The organism is Cupriavidus sp. 05L411 (assembly GCF_056398045.1).
Genome location: NZ_JBFTOQ010000005.1, coordinates 268,776 through 284,635, shown reverse-complemented (window position 1 = coordinate 284,635; position 15,860 = coordinate 268,776). Strand labels below are relative to the sequence as shown.

At 66.3% G+C, this 15,860-nt stretch carries 14 protein-coding genes; 5 read left to right on the top strand and 9 right to left on the bottom strand.

Features of this window, described 5'->3' with window-relative positions; all coding sequences use genetic code 11:
* Nucleotides 1-2: 2 nt before the first annotated feature.
* The 3 genes from AC1DQR_RS08220 to AC1DQR_RS08210 form a co-directional block, all read right to left on the bottom strand.
* Entirely contained in the window at nucleotides 3-1,544 is a 1,542-nt protein-coding gene (locus AC1DQR_RS08220) for a fatty acyl-CoA synthetase (protein WP_477132866.1), read from the bottom strand.
* Between the two features lie 298 nt (nucleotides 1,545-1,842).
* Nucleotides 1,843-2,562, bottom strand: coding sequence for a dienelactone hydrolase family protein (locus AC1DQR_RS08215; RefSeq protein ID WP_416051485.1), 720 nt, complete (start codon nucleotides 2,560-2,562; stop codon nucleotides 1,843-1,845).
* 141 nt (nucleotides 2,563-2,703) lie between these two features.
* Nucleotides 2,704-3,438: a DNA/RNA non-specific endonuclease gene (locus tag AC1DQR_RS08210; protein WP_416051486.1), complete on the bottom strand. Its 735-nt coding sequence runs from the start codon at nucleotides 3,436-3,438 to the stop codon at nucleotides 2,704-2,706.
* Between the two features lie 304 nt (nucleotides 3,439-3,742).
* Between AC1DQR_RS08210 and AC1DQR_RS08205 the strand changes: the two genes are divergently transcribed.
* Together AC1DQR_RS08205 and AC1DQR_RS08200 are read left to right on the top strand one after the other, a co-directional pair.
* The gene (locus tag AC1DQR_RS08205) at nucleotides 3,743-4,654 is read left to right on the top strand and encodes a LysR family transcriptional regulator (protein ID WP_477132865.1); all 912 of its coding nucleotides are present in this window, start codon (nucleotides 3,743-3,745) and stop codon (nucleotides 4,652-4,654) included.
* Nucleotides 4,655-4,848: 194 nt separating this feature from the next.
* On the top strand, nucleotides 4,849-5,592 hold the full coding sequence (locus AC1DQR_RS08200; protein ID WP_416051488.1) for an SDR family oxidoreductase: 744 nt from the start codon (nucleotides 4,849-4,851) through the stop codon (nucleotides 5,590-5,592).
* 33 nt (nucleotides 5,593-5,625) lie between these two features.
* Here AC1DQR_RS08200 and AC1DQR_RS08195 read toward each other — a convergent pair whose 3' ends face one another.
* Complete coding sequence (locus AC1DQR_RS08195) at nucleotides 5,626-5,877, bottom strand: hypothetical protein (RefSeq protein WP_006163098.1); 252 nt, start codon at nucleotides 5,875-5,877, stop codon at nucleotides 5,626-5,628.
* Between the two features lie 268 nt (nucleotides 5,878-6,145).
* The gene (locus AC1DQR_RS08190; protein WP_416051489.1) at nucleotides 6,146-7,309 is read right to left on the bottom strand and encodes a tartrate dehydrogenase; all 1,164 of its coding nucleotides are present in this window, start codon (nucleotides 7,307-7,309) and stop codon (nucleotides 6,146-6,148) included.
* Nucleotides 7,310-7,368: 59 nt separating this feature from the next.
* Between AC1DQR_RS08190 and AC1DQR_RS08185 the strand changes: the two genes are divergently transcribed.
* A complete protein-coding gene (locus AC1DQR_RS08185; protein WP_416051490.1) occupies nucleotides 7,369-8,301 on the top strand; it encodes a LysR substrate-binding domain-containing protein in 933 nt (310 codons plus the stop codon).
* A gap of 46 nt (nucleotides 8,302-8,347) precedes the next feature.
* Here AC1DQR_RS08185 and AC1DQR_RS08180 read toward each other — a convergent pair whose 3' ends face one another.
* Nucleotides 8,348-9,352 (bottom strand): Bug family tripartite tricarboxylate transporter substrate binding protein, encoded by a 1,005-nt coding sequence (locus AC1DQR_RS08180; protein ID WP_477132864.1) that lies wholly within the window; start codon nucleotides 9,350-9,352, stop codon nucleotides 8,348-8,350.
* A gap of 112 nt (nucleotides 9,353-9,464) precedes the next feature.
* Nucleotides 9,465-10,871, bottom strand: a complete 1,407-nt coding sequence (locus tag AC1DQR_RS08175; RefSeq protein WP_477132863.1) for an amidase — start codon at nucleotides 10,869-10,871, stop codon at nucleotides 9,465-9,467.
* A 422-nt stretch (nucleotides 10,872-11,293) separates the two neighbouring features.
* Between AC1DQR_RS08175 and AC1DQR_RS08170 the strand changes: the two genes are divergently transcribed.
* Both AC1DQR_RS08170 and AC1DQR_RS08165 read left to right on the top strand, forming a co-directional pair.
* Nucleotides 11,294-12,256, top strand: a complete 963-nt coding sequence (locus AC1DQR_RS08170; protein ID WP_416051492.1) for a LysR family transcriptional regulator — start codon at nucleotides 11,294-11,296, stop codon at nucleotides 12,254-12,256.
* 164 nt (nucleotides 12,257-12,420) lie between these two features.
* Nucleotides 12,421-12,627 (top strand): dodecin, encoded by a 207-nt coding sequence (locus AC1DQR_RS08165; protein WP_150991561.1) that lies wholly within the window; start codon nucleotides 12,421-12,423, stop codon nucleotides 12,625-12,627.
* On the opposite strand, the gene AC1DQR_RS08160 is transcribed toward AC1DQR_RS08165, so the two are convergent.
* Both AC1DQR_RS08160 and AC1DQR_RS08155 read right to left on the bottom strand, forming a co-directional pair.
* A complete protein-coding gene (locus AC1DQR_RS08160; protein WP_416053354.1) occupies nucleotides 12,596-13,369 on the bottom strand; it encodes a tetratricopeptide repeat protein in 774 nt (257 codons plus the stop codon). The genes AC1DQR_RS08165 and AC1DQR_RS08160 overlap by 32 nt on opposite strands.
* A 158-nt stretch (nucleotides 13,370-13,527) precedes the next feature.
* The gene (locus AC1DQR_RS08155) at nucleotides 13,528-15,753 is read right to left on the bottom strand and encodes a TonB-dependent receptor (RefSeq protein ID WP_477132877.1); all 2,226 of its coding nucleotides are present in this window, start codon (nucleotides 15,751-15,753) and stop codon (nucleotides 13,528-13,530) included.
* Nucleotides 15,754-15,860: the final 107 nt, after the last annotated feature.

Here is a 15,860-nt window from a genome sequence, read left to right as displayed (position 1 = left end):
GCCTACACGCCCGCCCCGAACAAGTCCGCGTAATCCTCGCGCAATTGCCGCTTGAGCAGTTTGCCGGCGGTGTTGCGCGGCAGGTCGGGCACGAACACGATGCGCTTGGGCACCTTGTACGGGGCGAGCGCGGCGCGGGCATGGGCAAGCAGCGCCTCCTCCTCCGCGCGCGTCTCGCGCTTGAGCACCACGCAAGCCGCCACGGCTTCCACCCACTTGGGGTGCGGCAGGGCGAACACCGCGGCTTCCGCCACGGCTTCATGCTGGTACAGGCACTCCTCGACTTCACGGCTGGATACCAGCACGCCGCCGGAATTGATCACGTCCTTGATGCGGTCCACCACATACAGGTAGCCGCCCTCGTCCATATAGCCCAGGTCGCCCGAGTGGAACCAGCCGCCGCTGAAGGCCTCGGCGGTCTGCTCCGGCTTGTCCCAGTACTCGGTGAGCAACTGTGGCGAGCGGTGCACGATCTCGCCGAGCTCGCCGGGTCTGGCGTCCTGCATCTTTTCATCGACGATGCGGGTTTCCACATTCAGCACGGGCCGCCCGGCCGAAGCGGGCCGCTCGCGGTGCTCCTCGGGGCCGAGTACCGTGGCCAGCGGGCCGATCTCGCTTTGTCCGTAGCAGTTGAAAAAGCCCAGCGCGGGCAGGCGCTCGCGCAGCTCCAGCAGCACCGGCAGCGGCATGATCGAGGCGCCGTAATAGGCCTTGGTCAGCGAGACCAGCTGGCGCGGATCGAAGTCCGCGTGGCGCAGCAGCGCAATCCATACGGTGGGTGGCGCAAAGAAGCTGGTGATGCCTGCCTCGCGCACCGTGCGCAGGCAGAAGCCCGGCTCGGGGCTTTGCGCCAGCAGGATGCTGCCGCCCATCAGCAGCAGCGGCATCAGGAAGACATGCATCTGCGCGGAGTGGTAGAGCGGCAGCGCAGCCAGCGCGTCATCCTCCGGCTTGATGTCGCACGTGGCGATGGCGCTCATGTATTCGGCCAGCAAGGCGCGATGCGTCAGCACCGCCCCCTTGGGCGCGGACGTGGTGCCTGAGGTGTAGAGGATCTGCGCTGGCATGGCGTCGTCGAGGGTGGCGAGGATCTCCCCGGCGGGGCCCTTGGCCGCCGTCAGCACGTCGCGCTCGTCGCCGCCATGCAGGCTCCCCAGCAACGGGCAAGGCAGCCCTTCGACGTGCGCGGCCAGCGCCGGGTCGGAGAACAGCGCGCTGGCGCCGGACTGGGCGACGATGTATTCGACCTCGCCGCGCGTCATCGAGAAATTCACCGGCACATGGATCAGCCCGGCACGCAGGCAGCCCAGCCACAGCAGCACGTAGGCATCCGAATTCTTGCCGAACGCCGCCACGCGGTCGCCGGGGCGCAGGCCCCACCGCTGCAGCGCTGCGCCCACGCTGGCCGCCGCGGCCTCGAGTTCGCGATAGGTCCAGCTGCGTTCGCCAAAGCGCAGCGCCACCTTGTCGGGGCTGCGCCRTACCGCGCGGGCGAGGGCATCGGGGATGGTATTGCGCAGGACGCGCTGCTGCTCTGACTGCATGGTGGTCTCCGTTATGGTTTTAGGGTCCAGCAAGTCTTGAGAGCCGATGCCGCGGGGCTTGATCGCGTCATTGCATGCCTGGCGCAAGCACGATGCCCTGGCTGCGGCGTTGGCCTTCGAGGGGCCAGCATAGGGGCGGGACGGCACAGGCGCAAGCCGCCCTGGCGTGGGGGAAGGCGAGAGACGCCGGGCAGGACGCCCGGCGCAAGGGGAAGATAAAGCGAGGCAGCGCGCCACGGCAGGGCCATGGCGCGTGCGTGTCTGCAGCCCGATGGCGGCGGCTGCCGCTGCCGCTGGCTCAGGCGGACAGCGCGCCAGCCAGGAAAGTCAGGGCTCGGCCATGGGCCAGCGCGGCGGACGGCTGATGATACGAGCCGCGCGCCCAGCAGTTGAAGCCGTGATCGGCCTGCGCATAGACGTGGATTTCCGCCTGGCGATTGCCGGCCACGGCCGCGCGCACTTTCTCGACAGCGTCGGCCGGGATATGCGCATCGAGCGCGCCGTAGTGGAACTGGACCGGCACCTTGATACTGGCGGCTTCCTGCAGATTGTTCTGGATGCCGCCGCCATAGTAAGGAACCGCCGCATCGACCAGGCCGCGCGCGGCGCACAGGTAGGCCATCAGGCCACCGAAGCAGTAGCCCACTGCCGCAATCTTTGTGCCCGGGCTGAGCTGGCCGCGCAGCGCCTCGGCGGTGGCGGCGATGTCTTTCACCGCCAGCTCCACATCCACCTTCTGGCGCAACTCCATCGCGCGCGCCATGTCCGCGCCCGCATAGCCCAGTTCCACGCGCGGCGCCAGGCGCCAGAACACGTCCGGCGCCAGCACCACGTAGCCGTCGAGGGCGTACTGGTCCGCTACCGCGCGGATATGTTCATTGACGCCGAAGATTTCCTGCACCAGCACGATGCCCGGTGCATTGGCCGCCTTGCCCGTGGGCGGCAGGGCCAGGTAGGCATCGAAGGCGCCGCCTTCGGTTTCAACGCGGATCCATTGGCTGTTGCTGTGGTTAGGCATGCTTGCTTGCTCCATTGACACTCAGTGACGTTGATCGGCAGGACAGAAATCCGGCAAACCGCAAGTGTGCCACTGTCCGGGCAGACGTGCCGGGCGTGCCGCAGTCCACACTCGTCATGCAGCATGCGGGCGCCCGGTCCATCAGCTTGCCGGCTGAACGCCAGGCAGGAACTCGATGCCGGTGCGCTTGACCAGCTCGCCATAGGAAATCGGCTTGCCCGGCCGGGCGGCGTCGGAGTTTTCGATCCAGTGCGCCCAGGCGCGGTTGGTCGACGGGTCGTAGACGAGCTTGTAGAGGTATGTGGGGACCCAGACCTTGCCGCTGCCGATGGTGCGAACGTTGCCATCGAAGACCGGGCCCGTGATGACATAGACATCGCCGGCCGCGCGCATGGCGTACTTGCGTGTGGCCTTTTCGATGGAGGCCCATGCCTTGCGGTTGTTCTGGCTGTATTGCGGCACCACGTTGGCGAGCGTGAACGATTGCGACATGGCTTGCGCGGTCGGCTGGTCGGCGGCAGGCGACATATGGCCACGGTCGATGCCTTCATTGCCCTTGTAATCGTCCAGTTCCGCCCGCTCGGCGCGGGGCAGGCGCGCATCGGAGAAGAAGCGATTCGTTCGTGCTTCGTCCCTGGCATCGATCAGTTGCGCGCGCGACAGGCGCTCGGCCACGTACAGCGGGGTCTTGCTGCGGCCCGAGTGCATGACCGCAAAGGCGTCATAGCAAAGCGGGCGCAGCTTAAGCTCGGCCGAGCTCGGCGCCTTGGGGGCTGCGCTTTGCGCGAAGAATTGAGGACATTGGGCAAAGCTACCGGAAGCGCTGGCCACGCCAGATGCCAGGCACAGCGCCACCGAGACAAAAAACGTCTTCATGCGAGAAAGGAATCCTTACAGCTTGCAGATTGAAGAGACGGGAAAAACCGGCAAAGGCCAAAAAAAGCCTGAAAAAGCCGGCGAGAGCCGTCAGAGGACATCGCACCGTCGCGCAGGATGGCGGAGGCCGTGCGCGGGAGCCGGGCATTCTGCCAGACAGAAGCGCGATGCGGAACGAGCGATGCGAAACCTACATAGACCAGGGCGGCAATGAGACAGTTCTGATTCAACGCCGCGGCGGATCCTATAATCGCGCTTTTGCATCATCACCCACGCACCTGCGCTTTTCACGGCGCACACCACCATGCTCAACCGGCTGGAAATGCTGAGGATCTTTTGCGCGGCAGCGGAGTCGGCTTCGTTCAGGGCGGCCGCGACGCGGCTGGGCACGTCGCCGCAAACCGTCACCCGCGCGGTCAAGGACCTCGAGGAAGCCGTGGGCGAGCCGCTGTTCCACCGCAACACCCGCCAGATCCGCATCACCGCCGCCGGCGAGCGCCTGGCCGAGCGCGCCCGCGCGGCGCTCGTCGATGTGGACAGCCTGTTCGCGCATCCGGCCAGCCGCTCGGACACGGAGCTCAAGGGCGTCGTGCGCATTACCGCGCCGAGCACGCTGGGGCGGCAGCATCTGCTGGTGGCGCTGCGGGAGGTGGCGCTGGCGCATCCGGGCATCACGCTCGATATCCGGCTCTCGGACCAGGTCGCCGATGTGGTCGACGACGAGATCGACATCGGCCTGCGCCTCGGCATGTTCCGCGACCAGCGGCTGGTGGCGCGCATGACGACGCGGGTGGGCTTCCATATCGTGGGCACGCCGGAGCTGGTGGCGCGCGTCGGCAAGCCAGCCGACCTGGCCCAACTCGCCGCGCTGCCTACCACAGGCCTGATCGACCGCAGCAGCGGCCGCGCCTGGCCGTGGTATTTCGCGCAGGGCGAGCAGTTCAATCCGCGCGCGCCAGCGTTTCTCACCGACGACCCGGAGACTGAAATGGAGGCGATCCTCTCCGGGCTCGCCTACGGTCAGTTGCCTGACTATCTCGCGCAGCCCCATCTGCGCTCGGGCCGCCTCGTCAGCGTGCTGGAGCGCTTCGCGCCCGCGCCGTGGGGTTTGTACATCTACCGCTCGCGCCGTAGCCCGGTGCCGATGCGCATCCGGCTGGTGTTCGATGCGCTGGTGGCTTACTTCGGCGACAAGGATGCCGTGCCGGCGCGCTGAGCGCGCTTCCCGCTGGCTTGAACGAGTGGACGGTGGCATGCCGCCGCCGGGCAGGGTTCGCCGATAGCCGTTAGCTGGTGAGTTCCAGAAAATGGAATACTGAAATCAAAATGTTTCCATTTTGATGGATCGTCGCAGCCAAGATAATCACTCCCATCCGCAGGCAGCGCGCCTGCAGTTTTCCGGAGTGAACAATGAGCACGAACATCGCAAGCAAGGTTATCGTCATCACCGGCGCCAGCAGCGGGCTGGGCGAAGCCACCGCGCGTCACCTGGGCGCGGCGGGCGCCTCGCTGGTGCTGGCCGCGCGTCGCGGCGACCGCCTGGAATCCCTGGCGGCCGAAATCCGCGCCAAGGGCGGCAAGGTGGAGGTGGTGGTAGCCGACGTGAGCCGGCGCGCCGATGTCGAGGCCTTGGTGCAAAAGGCCGTGGCCAGCTTCGGCCGCATCGATGTCATGATCAACAACGCGGGCCTCATGGCCATCGCCCCCATGAGCGAGGCCAAGGTCGAGGAATGGGAGCGCATGATCGACATCAACATCAAGGGCGTGCTGTATGGCATCGCCGCCGCGCTGCCAGTGTTCCAGAAGCAGGGCACGGGGCACTTCATCAATATTGCCTCGGTCGCGGGCGTAAAGGTGTTCAGCCCGGGCGGCACGGTGTACAGCGGCACCAAGTTCGCGGTGCGCGCCATTTCCGAAGGCCTGCGGCATGAAACCGGCGGCGCGATCCGCACCACGGTGATTTCGCCGGGCGCGGTCGACTCGGAACTCAAGCTGGGCAGCTCCCACGCGGAAAGCGCCAAGGTGGTGGGCGAGTTCTATCAGCAAGCCATCCCGGCCGATTCGGTGGCGCGCGCCATCGCCTACGCGATCGAGCAGCCGGCCGACGTGGATATCAACGAGATTGTGCTGCGCCCGACCGTGCAGGAATTCTGAGCATTGCGGACAATGAGGCCACGCCCCTGTGGATCAGGCAGCGCGCGGTGTCTTTCGGCTGCGCATGGCCGAGGGGCGCACCTGCTGCAGGGTGCGCAGGCTCTGGATGGCATCTTCGATCGCCTCGATGCCTTGAGTGAGGCGGTCGCGCGCCTGGCCCAGCGCGGTCTGGGTCTCGGCGTCGAAGATCGCCAGGTGATCAAGCGAATCGACCTCGGCCTGCAACTGGCCGACGAGCCGTCGCAACTGCGCGGTGCTGTGTGAGGCGGTGGAACGGATTGCCATTGCGGTCTCCGGAAAGGCAGGGCGCACACTCGTAAGGTAGAACGTATGCACCGGAAAGGACAAACATTTTCTCGGCGCATCCGATCGTTTTACGCGTCAGGCATCAGTCTGGAAACAGTTGGGCAAGACATCGCAAACCACGGCAAGTCGAGGGCACGAATCGCGCCATGCAATGGCATGATCCTTGCTGCCGCAAAAGCCTGTGCCGCGGCCCTTGGCGCGCACGCACGGCACATACGCCGCGCAGCTATGCAGCGAGTGCGTTCGCTTATGGCTTGGCGTTGCGCACAATCGCCGCAATGGCCGCGCCCACGTCATCCGTGCGCGCTTCGCCGCCCAGGTCCGGCGTGCGCGGACCCTGCGCCAGCACGGCCTCGATAGCCCGCACGATGGCATCGTGCGCTTCGCGGTAGCGTGCGCTGTCGGCTGTCGCCAAGCCTTTGGTGCTGCTGAGGAAGTCCAGCATCAGCGCACCCGACCAGATCATCGCGATCGGGTTGGCGATGGCCTTGCCGTAGATGTCCGGCGCCGAACCATGGACCGGCTCGAACAGCGAGGGAAACGTGCGCTCCGGGTTGAGATTGGCCGAAGGCGCCAGCCCGATGGTGCCGGCGCAGGCGGGGCCCAGGTCGGAAAGGATGTCGCCGAACAGGTTGGAAGCCACCACCACGTCGAAGCGGTCGGGTTGCAGCACGAAGCGCGCCGTGAGGATGTCGATGTGCTGGCGGTCAACCGTCACATCCGGGTAGTGCTTCGCCATGGCGTCGGCGCGCTCGTCCCAGTACGGCATGCTGACCGCGATGCCGTTGGACTTGGTGGCCACCGTGAGGTGGCGGCGCGGCCGCGATTGCGCCAGCGCGAAGGCGTAGCGCAGCACGCGGTCGGTGCCCACGCGGCTGAACACGGATTCCTGCAACACCACCTCACGCTCCGTGCCCTCGAACATGCGGCCGCCCAGCGAGGTGTATTCCCCCTCGGTGTTCTCGCGCACCACGAAGAAATCGATGTCGCCCGGCTTGCGGTTGGCCAGCGGGCAAGGCACGCCCTCGAATAGCCGCACCGGGCGCAGATTCACGTACTGGTCGAACTCGCGCCGGAACTTCAGCAGCGAGCCCCACAGCGAGACATGATCCGGCACTTTGGCCGGCCAGCCCACTGCGCCGAAATACAATGCGTCGAACCCTTCCAGTTGCTCACGCCAGTCCGCCGGCATCATCGCGCCGGTTTGCAGGTAGTAGTCGCAGTGCGCCCAGTCGAAGCGGACGAATTCAAGCGCCAGCGAGTAGCGCTCGGCGGCGGCTTCCAGCACGCGCAGGCCTTCGGGCATGACTTCATTGCCGATGCCGTCGCCAGGGATGACGGCAATGCGCAGGGGCGCGGGAGTGGTCGGGTTCACGTTGGAGTCCTCACTGATGGGATCGGGGAGGCCCATGGTAAGCAACTTCAAGCGGAATATAATCGGCCAAACTGTAATGCCATAAAACACACATCGTGAAGAATGACGTGCTCAACGAGGACCTGCGGGTCTTCATCGAAGTGGCGCGCAAGTCCAGCTTTGCCGCCGCCGCCGAGGCGCTCGGCGTTTCGCCTGCCTACATCAGCAAGCGGATCCAGCTGCTCGAAGCCGCACTTGCGGTCAAGTTGTTTCACCGCACTACCCGCCGCGTGGTAGTGAGCGACGATGGCGAGCGGGTGTATGCGCTGGCGCAGCGCATCCTCGACGATGTGGACCATCTCTACGAGGAAGTCTCCAGCGCGCGCCGCGAGCCGCGCGGCCTGCTGCGGGTTTGCTCCAGCTTCGGCTTCGGCCGCCGTGTCGTGGCGCCGGCGATCTCGGAGTTGTCTATGCGCTATCCCGCGCTCCAGGTGCGCTTCGAGGTGTTCGACCGGTTGGTGGATGTGGCCACGGAAGGCTTTGACCTCGATATCCGAGTGGGCGACGAGATCGCACCGCACCATATCGCGCGCCGGCTTGGCGACAACCACCGGATCCTGTGCGCGGCCCCCGCCTACCTCGCGCGCCGGGGCCGGCCGCGCACGCTAGCCGACCTCGCCAGCCATGATTGCCTGGTGATCAAGGAGCGCGACCATCCCTTCGGCGTCTGGAAGCTGCGTAGCGGGATCAATGGCAACACCGAGCAGACCGTCAAGGTCACCGGGCCGCTCTCGTCCAACCACGGCGAGATCGTGGTGCGCTGGGCGGTCGACGGGCGCGGCATCGTGCTGCGCTCGCTATGGGACGTGGGCCCGCAGTTGGCCACGGGCGAACTCGAGCAGATCCTGCCCGAATGCCATCAGGAGGCGAACATCTGGGCGGTGTACCCGTCGCGCCTGACCACCTCGGCCAAGATCCGGGTTTGCGTGGAATTCTTCGAGGCGTTCTTTCGCGAGCGGGCAGCCTCGCATGGCAGCACGCGAGGCTGATATCGGTCGATATCGGTCAATATCTGTTGGTGCTGGCTGATGCCGCTTAATCCGCGTGGATATTGGCCGCTTGCGCGATCTTGCGCAGGCGCGCGATCTCGCTGATGACGCGTGCGCGGTATTCGCCGGCGCTGCCGTACTCGGGCTCGAAGCCGTTGGCGGTCATGCTCTGCTGCAGCGCGGGATCTTTCATCATGCTGGCAATGGCGGCGTCCAGCGTCTGGCGCACCGGCGCGGGAATGCCCTTGGGCGCGACGATGGCAAACCAGGTGCTGAGCGACACGCCGGGATAGCCGCTTTCGATCGCCGTGGGCACCTGGGGCAACAACATCGAGCGCGTGGCGCTGGTGACGGCGATGGCCTTGACCTTGCCGCCCTTGATTTGCGGCGCGGCTGCCACCACGGTATCGACCGACAGCGGGATCTGGTTGCCGATCAGGTCGGCCATGGCGGGCGCGCTGCCTTTGTACGGTACGTGCAGCAAGCCCATGCCGGTCGCCGCGTTGATCATCTCGCCCGCGAAGTGCGCGGTGGTGCCCGCGCCATAGGAGCCGTAGGACATGCCGCCCGGCGTGGCCTTAGCCTCGGCCACCAGTTGCTTGAGCGTGTCCGCCTTGACCGCCGGATTGGCCAGCAGCACCAGCGCGGTGGAGCCGACCATGCCGAGCGGCTCGAAGCTCTTGAGCGAGTCGTAGGGCAGGCGCGAGTACGTGACCGGATTCACGGTGAATGTGGTGGCGGCACTGAGTAGCAGGGTATAGCCGTCAGGCGTGGCTTTCGCCACATAGTCGGCGCCGACGATCGTGCCCGCGCCGGCCTTGTTCTCCACCACCACGGATTGCCGCAGCACTTCGCCCAGCTTGCGCGCCACCAGGCGGGCCAGCACATCCGTGGAGCCGCCCGGGGGAAACGGCACTACCAGCTTGACCGGCTTGTCCGGGTACGTCTGGGCCAGCGCCGGCCCGGCAGCCGCCAGTGCCGCGCAGGCGGCGGCACCGCCCATGATGCATCGGGCCACGGCGCTGGTCTTGTCCAGCGTCCATCTTGTCATGTGCGTTGCAAGCATCTGTGTTTCCCCTTGTGTTGCGATCAATGTGGTCGATGTTGTCGAAATGGTCAATGTGGCCCGGACTGCGGACCCTGGCCGGCGCCGCCGTGGCGGCTTACAACGCCGGGCGGATGCGCCCGGCGGCGTTGGCCTGCTCGAACAGTTGCGCGAAGGCCAGCAGCGCGCGCTCGCCGCGATACTTGCCGACGATCTGCAAGCCCACCGGCAAGCCATCGTCGGTAAAGCCGCAGGGCACCGAGATGGCAGGATGGCCGGTGATGGTGATGCGGTAGCACGAGCGCATCCAGCCGATATAGCTAGGCATCGGCACGCCTTCGATGTGCTGCGGATATTCGGTTTCAACGGCGAACGGCGTTACCTGCGACACCGGCGCGATCAGGAAATCGTAACGTGTCAGCAGGGCCTGCATGCGCGCAAACATGCGGCTGTGGGCCCGCGCGGCTTCCGCCATCGCGGCGCCGTCCTGGGCCAGGCCCAGGTCGATGTTCCAGCGCACGGTTTCCTTCATCTGTTCGCCATGCTCGGCGCGCGCCGCGCCGTAGTTGGTGGCGAATGCCAGCGCGCGCAGCACCTCGAAGGCGTGGTCGGCTCCGCTGAAATCCGGCTCCGCCTCGTCCACCGTGCAGCCCAGCGCCTGGCACTGGCGAATCCCCTCCTGCAGCACGCGGCTCACCGCCGGCTCGAACGGCAGCCCGCCGAGCGTCGGGCTGACCGCTACGCGCAGGCCCTTGCCATCGATCCGGGGCAGGGTGGCGAAATCGCTGGCGTCGGCAGCGATTGCCAGCGGGTCGGCCGGATCGTCGCCGGCCAGCACGCTGAACATCAGCGCCACATCCGCCACCGAGCGGCCCATCGGCCCCCCCACCGTGAGCGTGTTGAAGGCATGGTTGGCCGGTGTCATCGGCACCCGGCCGATCGACGCTCGCAAGCCCACCACGTTGCAGAAGCTGGCCGGGTTGCGCAGCGAACCGCCCATGTCCGAGCCATCGGCCAGCGCAACCATGCCCGCGGCCAGCGCCGCCGCGCTACCACCACTGCTGCCACCCGCCGAGACGTCCTGGCGGTAAGGGTTGCGCGTAGCGCCGAACACCGCGTTGAAGGTTTGCGAGCCCGCGCCGAACTCCGGCAGGTTGGTCTTGCCCAGCATGATGGCGCCCGCCGCCCGCTGGCGCGCCACCACCGCACTGTCCTGCGCCGGCACGAAATCCCGGTACACGGCGGAGCCAAAGGTAGTGCGCACGCCTGCGCTCAGAAAGGAATCCTTGTGCGCCACCGGCAGGCCAAACAGCGGCCCGGGCACGGCGCCACGGGCCAGCGCCGTGTCGGCCGCATCGGCCGCTGCCTGTGCCTCGTCGAAGGTGGTGGTGACGATGGCGTTGATGGCCGGGTTGACGCGCTGGATGCGCGCGATATGCGCGTCAACCACTTCGCGCACGCCGAGTTCGCGGGTGCGGATGGCGCGGGCCATTTCCACGGCGCCCAGGTAGCAGATGTCTTCCATGAGGTTACGGTCTCCTTGCTTCGCTTTGCATTCTGTCGGCGCCCCGCTGCCGCTTACCGCCTTGCAACCGCTTGCGCGGCCGGGGCATGGCGTAACGATAACGGCAGCCGGGCCGGCTCCGGCAAACCGCGTGTCGCAATGCCAACAGCATTTCCGGGTTCTGCCTGTCAGTTCACGCCCGCCAGTGGCGTGGACTAGCGCACTAGCCGCACCGCGGCGGTGCCGTTTGCGCGAGAAGCTGCTGCTCAGGCTGCGCCGCATGGCATTTCGGCACCATTGGTGGTCCGGCCGGCCAGAAAGCCGCTTTCTAAAATCGGCAAGGCAAGCGTAGGCCAGGCTTATCATTGCGCAAAGGCCGGTGCGGCATGGCAGCACGCTGCCAGTCCCTCTCATGCCAATACAAGCTTGCCAGAAGCACAACCATGAAGCTCACATCGATCCACGCGGTACCGCTGGCCTATTTCCTTGAAGTGGCAGAGCGCGGCTCGCTCAGCGCGGCCTCTGCCTCGTTGCATGTCGCGGTATCGGCCATCAGCCGGCAGGTGGCCCGGCTCGAAGCGGAACTCGGTACGGCGCTCTTTGAGCGTGAGCCGCGCGGCATGCGCCTGACCGAGGCCGGACTGGTGGTGCAGCAGTACGGACGCCGCGCCTTCCTCGACGCGCAGACCCTGCGGGCCGATCTCCAGGGCTTGCTTAGCGTGGCGCACAGCAAAGTCAGGCTGGCCTGCACTGACGGCTTTGCGCGGGACTACATGCCTTACGCGATGGCGCTGTTCCAGCGCCGTTTTCCCGGTGTGAGCTTTTCGCTTGAAGTCTGCGCCCCCGCGGTCGCCACGCGTATGGTCCGCGAGGGCACGGTGGACCTGGCGCTGACCTTCGCCATTGCGGCCCAGGAAGGCATCGAAGTCGCCTATTCGGAAGCCGCGCCGGTCTATGCCTATGTAGCGCGCAAGCATCCGCTGGCCGCGCTCAAGCGCGCCAGCCTGAAGGAGGTGGTGGCGTATCCGCTGGCACTGCCCAGCGAGACCAACACTATCCGGCAACTGTTCGACCTGGCCTGCGGCGTGGAAGGGCTGCGCCCGCGCATATTGCTTAGCAGCAATTCGCTGAGCGCGCTGGTGGGCTACCAGGCATACACGGACGCGGTGTACCTGACGGGTTCCCTTGCGGTGCGCAACAACCTGCGCGCGGAGCGGCGCGTGCTGGTGCCGATCGCCAGCCGCGCCATGCAGCAGCGCGCGCTGCAGGTACAGACCATGGCGGGGCGCCACCTGCCGCCGGCGGTGCGCGCCTTCGTCGAATGGCTAGCCGAGGACATCGCCGGGCGGCGCCGCGCCGTGCCGGACCAGCCGGCACGCCGGCGCGCGGGCCAGCCTCAGGCATGAAACGCCGGCACGGGGCCAGTGCTTGACCCGTCAGCAATCTTGCCGGCGAGTAACCGCACTTTGGATTTGCCGTGCCCGCTGCCTATGATGGAGAAACGTATCCGGAGCACCAGGCTGGCGGGTGCGGATCATAGCCAGCGGCCATCGCGCCAAGGAGGGCGGACATGTCAAACCACACCTACAAACTGGTCGAGATCGTGGGCTCGTCGCCGGACGGCTGCGACGCGGCGATCCGTAGCGCCATCGAGAAGGCGAGCGAGACCATCAAGCATATCGACTGGTTCGAAGTGGTTGAGACACGCGGGCACATCGCGGACGGCAAGGTCGCGCACTTCCAGGTCACGCTGAAGATTGGCTTTCGCGTGAGCTGAGTTGCGCGGCATCGTCCGCGTGGCTATACAACTGGTTCAGCGCCGCGTCGGGCGCGTCGCGCAGGAAGGCGAGCATCTTGTCGATGAATGGCGCATTGGCGGTGCGCGGCACTTGCCGCACCCAGCGGATGGCCTCGTGTTCCTGGCCGCATAGCGCCAGCGCGCGGGCGTAGTTGAACTGGCCGCGAAAATCGCCGCCTTCGGCGGCGCGGCGGTAGTAGTCCATTGCCACGGCCGCGTTGCGTTCTACTTCCCAGCCGTCCTCGTAGAAGCCGCCCACGATATTGAGCGACTTGGCGTGCCCCATGTCGGCGGCCCGCAGATACCAGTCGAGCGCTTGCGGGCGGCTGGCTGCAATGCCGCGGCCAAGCACCAGCGCGGTTGCCAGGTTGTACATGCCCCAGTCGGAGCCGCGCTGCGCCGCGAGCGTGTACCACTGCGCTGCCGCGTGATCGTCCTGCAGCGTGCCCCAGGCGTTTTCGTAGCAGCGGCCAGTCATGTTCGAGGCCCCGGCATGGCCGGCGTGCGCGGCGTGCTTGAACCACGCGAAAGCGCGGGCTTCATCGCGCTCGACGCCATGGCCGGCGAGAAACCACTGGCCAAGAATCATCTGCGCGTCGAGGTTGCCTTGCACGGCGGCGCCGCCCAGCCAGGGCAGCGCCAGGTGTGGCGGCTCGCGCAGCTTGTCGGCCAGGCCGTTGGGGCCAAGCTGGTCAAGCTCTCCGGGAGAGACGATGCGCAAGGGGAGTGTGGCCAGTGTGTCCAGTGTTTCCGGTGTTTCCATACGGGGCGATCAAGTAAAAACGGCACACCGTGCCGCAAGGGTGGTGTGCCGTGTGCGGGCTGGCCGGTCAGCAAGACCGGTCAGCAGCGCAGGGTTTGCCGAGCGCTTGCTGCCGCTCAATAACGCACGTTGAGGCTCAGGACGCCGGAGCGTCCGGGAGCGATCGATGCGTAGTGGCTGGCGAAGGCCTGGTTGTAATAGACCTTGTCGGCCAGGTTGAACACATTGAGCTGCACCGTCACGTTCTTGTTGATGCGATACGAAGCCATCGCATCAAAGCGCCAGTACGACGGCACCCACTTGTTGGTGGCTTCGCTGCCCCACACCTTGGAGACGTAGTACGCACCACCGCCTACCGTGAGGTTGGGGATGATCTGATACGTGCTCCACACGCTGAAGCTGTCCGCCGGCGTGTTGGGGAAGGACTGGCCGTCGGTGGCGCCGAAGGCCGCGCCGGAACCGCCGTTGTTGCGCAGTTCGCTCTTCAGGTGCGTGTAGCCGCCAAAGACAGCCCACTTGTCGGTGACGTTGCCCGAGAAGCCCAGTTCCACACCGTCCACGCGCTTGTTGCCGGCCATGGCTGCGGTGCCGTCCTGCTGCGTGATGCGCGCATTGGTGGTTTCCACGCGGAAGATCGCGGCGGTCAAAGCGAGGCGCTTGCGCAGCACGTCCCACTTGGTGCCGATCTCGAAGGCGCGGTTCTTTTCCGGCGCGAGGTCGGAGCCGGGATTGCGGCCACTGCGGTCCGGCCCCAGTGCGTTGCCGTCGCTGCCTTGGGCCAGGAAGGAGCCAGCCGGGGTAGACGAGGTGCCGTAGGAGACGTAGAAGCTGGCGTTGTCCACCGGCTTGTACACCACGCCCAACTGGTAGTTGAACAGGTTGTCGTCACGCGAGTACTCGGCGCGGGTGCCGTTGGCGGCGCGGGCGGCCTGGAACTCGGTGCTGTAGCGGTCAAAGCGCACGCCGGCATTGAGCAGCCACTGCTTGTTCAGCTCGATCGAGTCGAAGGCGTAGACCGAGCTGGTGTTGGTCTTCGAGTTGGTCGGGTTGTTCACGCGGCTGATGGCGCCCGCCCATGGGTCGTTGGGGATCGGGTTGTACAGCGTGGTGCAGTTGTAGCCGCCGGCTGCGCCCGGGCCTCTCGGGCAGCGGTTGCCGCTGGTGCCACCCGTATCCACGTTGTAGCTGTCGTTCTCGCTCTTCTCTTGCGCGAACTCCACGCCGAAGGCGTACTTGTGCTTGATCGTGCCGGTGGCGAACTCGCCCGACAGGTCGGTCTGGTTGGCAATGGTGTTTGCGGTGGCCACACGCGTATTGGCGCGGCGCCAGATCATGCCGTAATACAGATTGCCCTGGCTGTCGTCCGGCTGGGTCCAGATGAAGTCTTGGCTGGTCTTGGCAATACGGGTCTGGTTGCGGAACTTGAGCGCGGGGCTGAAATCGTGCTCGAAGCGGATGGTGCCCATGTCGGCCTTATCCTTGCGGAAGTCGCGATCGGACAAGCCGTAGTAGGTGTTGCGCGGCACGTTCACCGGCGAGCCGTCGCCGGCAACGCTCAGGCGCGGGCGGCCGTCGGTGCGGCGATTGAAGGTGGGGTTGTTGTACGGGATGCCGGTGTCGGGGATGTCGTCCGACTGCATGTGGTAGTAGGACAGCGTCAGGCGCGTGTCGGTACCCAGGCCGAAGGCCACGGAGGGGGCAAAGCCCCAGCGATTCTGGTGCGTGGTATCGCGCCCGGCGACGCCGGCATCGTGATACATGGCGTTCAGGCGGAAAGCCGCGTGGTCGGCGAACTTCCAGTTCCCGTCGACCGTGGCGCGCTTGTAGTCCGCATTGCCGACGCCGATGTTGCCTTCGGCGAAGCTGGTCAGCTTGGGCGCCTTGCTGACGATATTGATGCTGCCGCCGGCCGAGCCCCGGCCGTCGTAGGCGCCGGCCGGGCCCTTGGTGACTTCGACGGATTCGACGTTGAACAACTCGCGGCTTTGCGAGCCGATGTCGCGGAAGCCATCCAGGAAGGTGCTGGCCTGCGCATCGTAGCCACGGATAAAGGGCCGGTCGCCAACCGGGTTGCCGCCTTCGCCGGCGCCGAAGGAGATGCCGGGTACCGTACGCAGCACATCGCTCAGGCTGGTCGAGCCGGTGCTCTGGATCACTTCCTGCGGAATGATGGTGATCGATTTGGGCGTATCGAGCAGGGCGGCGGGCGTCTTGATCGACGATGCGGTGTCCGCCTTGAAGCCGCTTTCGTTGGCGCCACTGACGGTTACCGCGGGTAATTCCACGGCGGCAACGGTCGTGCCGGCCGATTGGGCAGCCACCGGCGCGGCTGCTACCGCCATGCCAACGGCGCCGGAAAGGCGCGGGATGACGTTATGTTTCTTGTTCTTCCGGACGACAAAAGCGGTCTGCACGAATTTCCCCGATTGCTTGAATGATGTTGCGAATG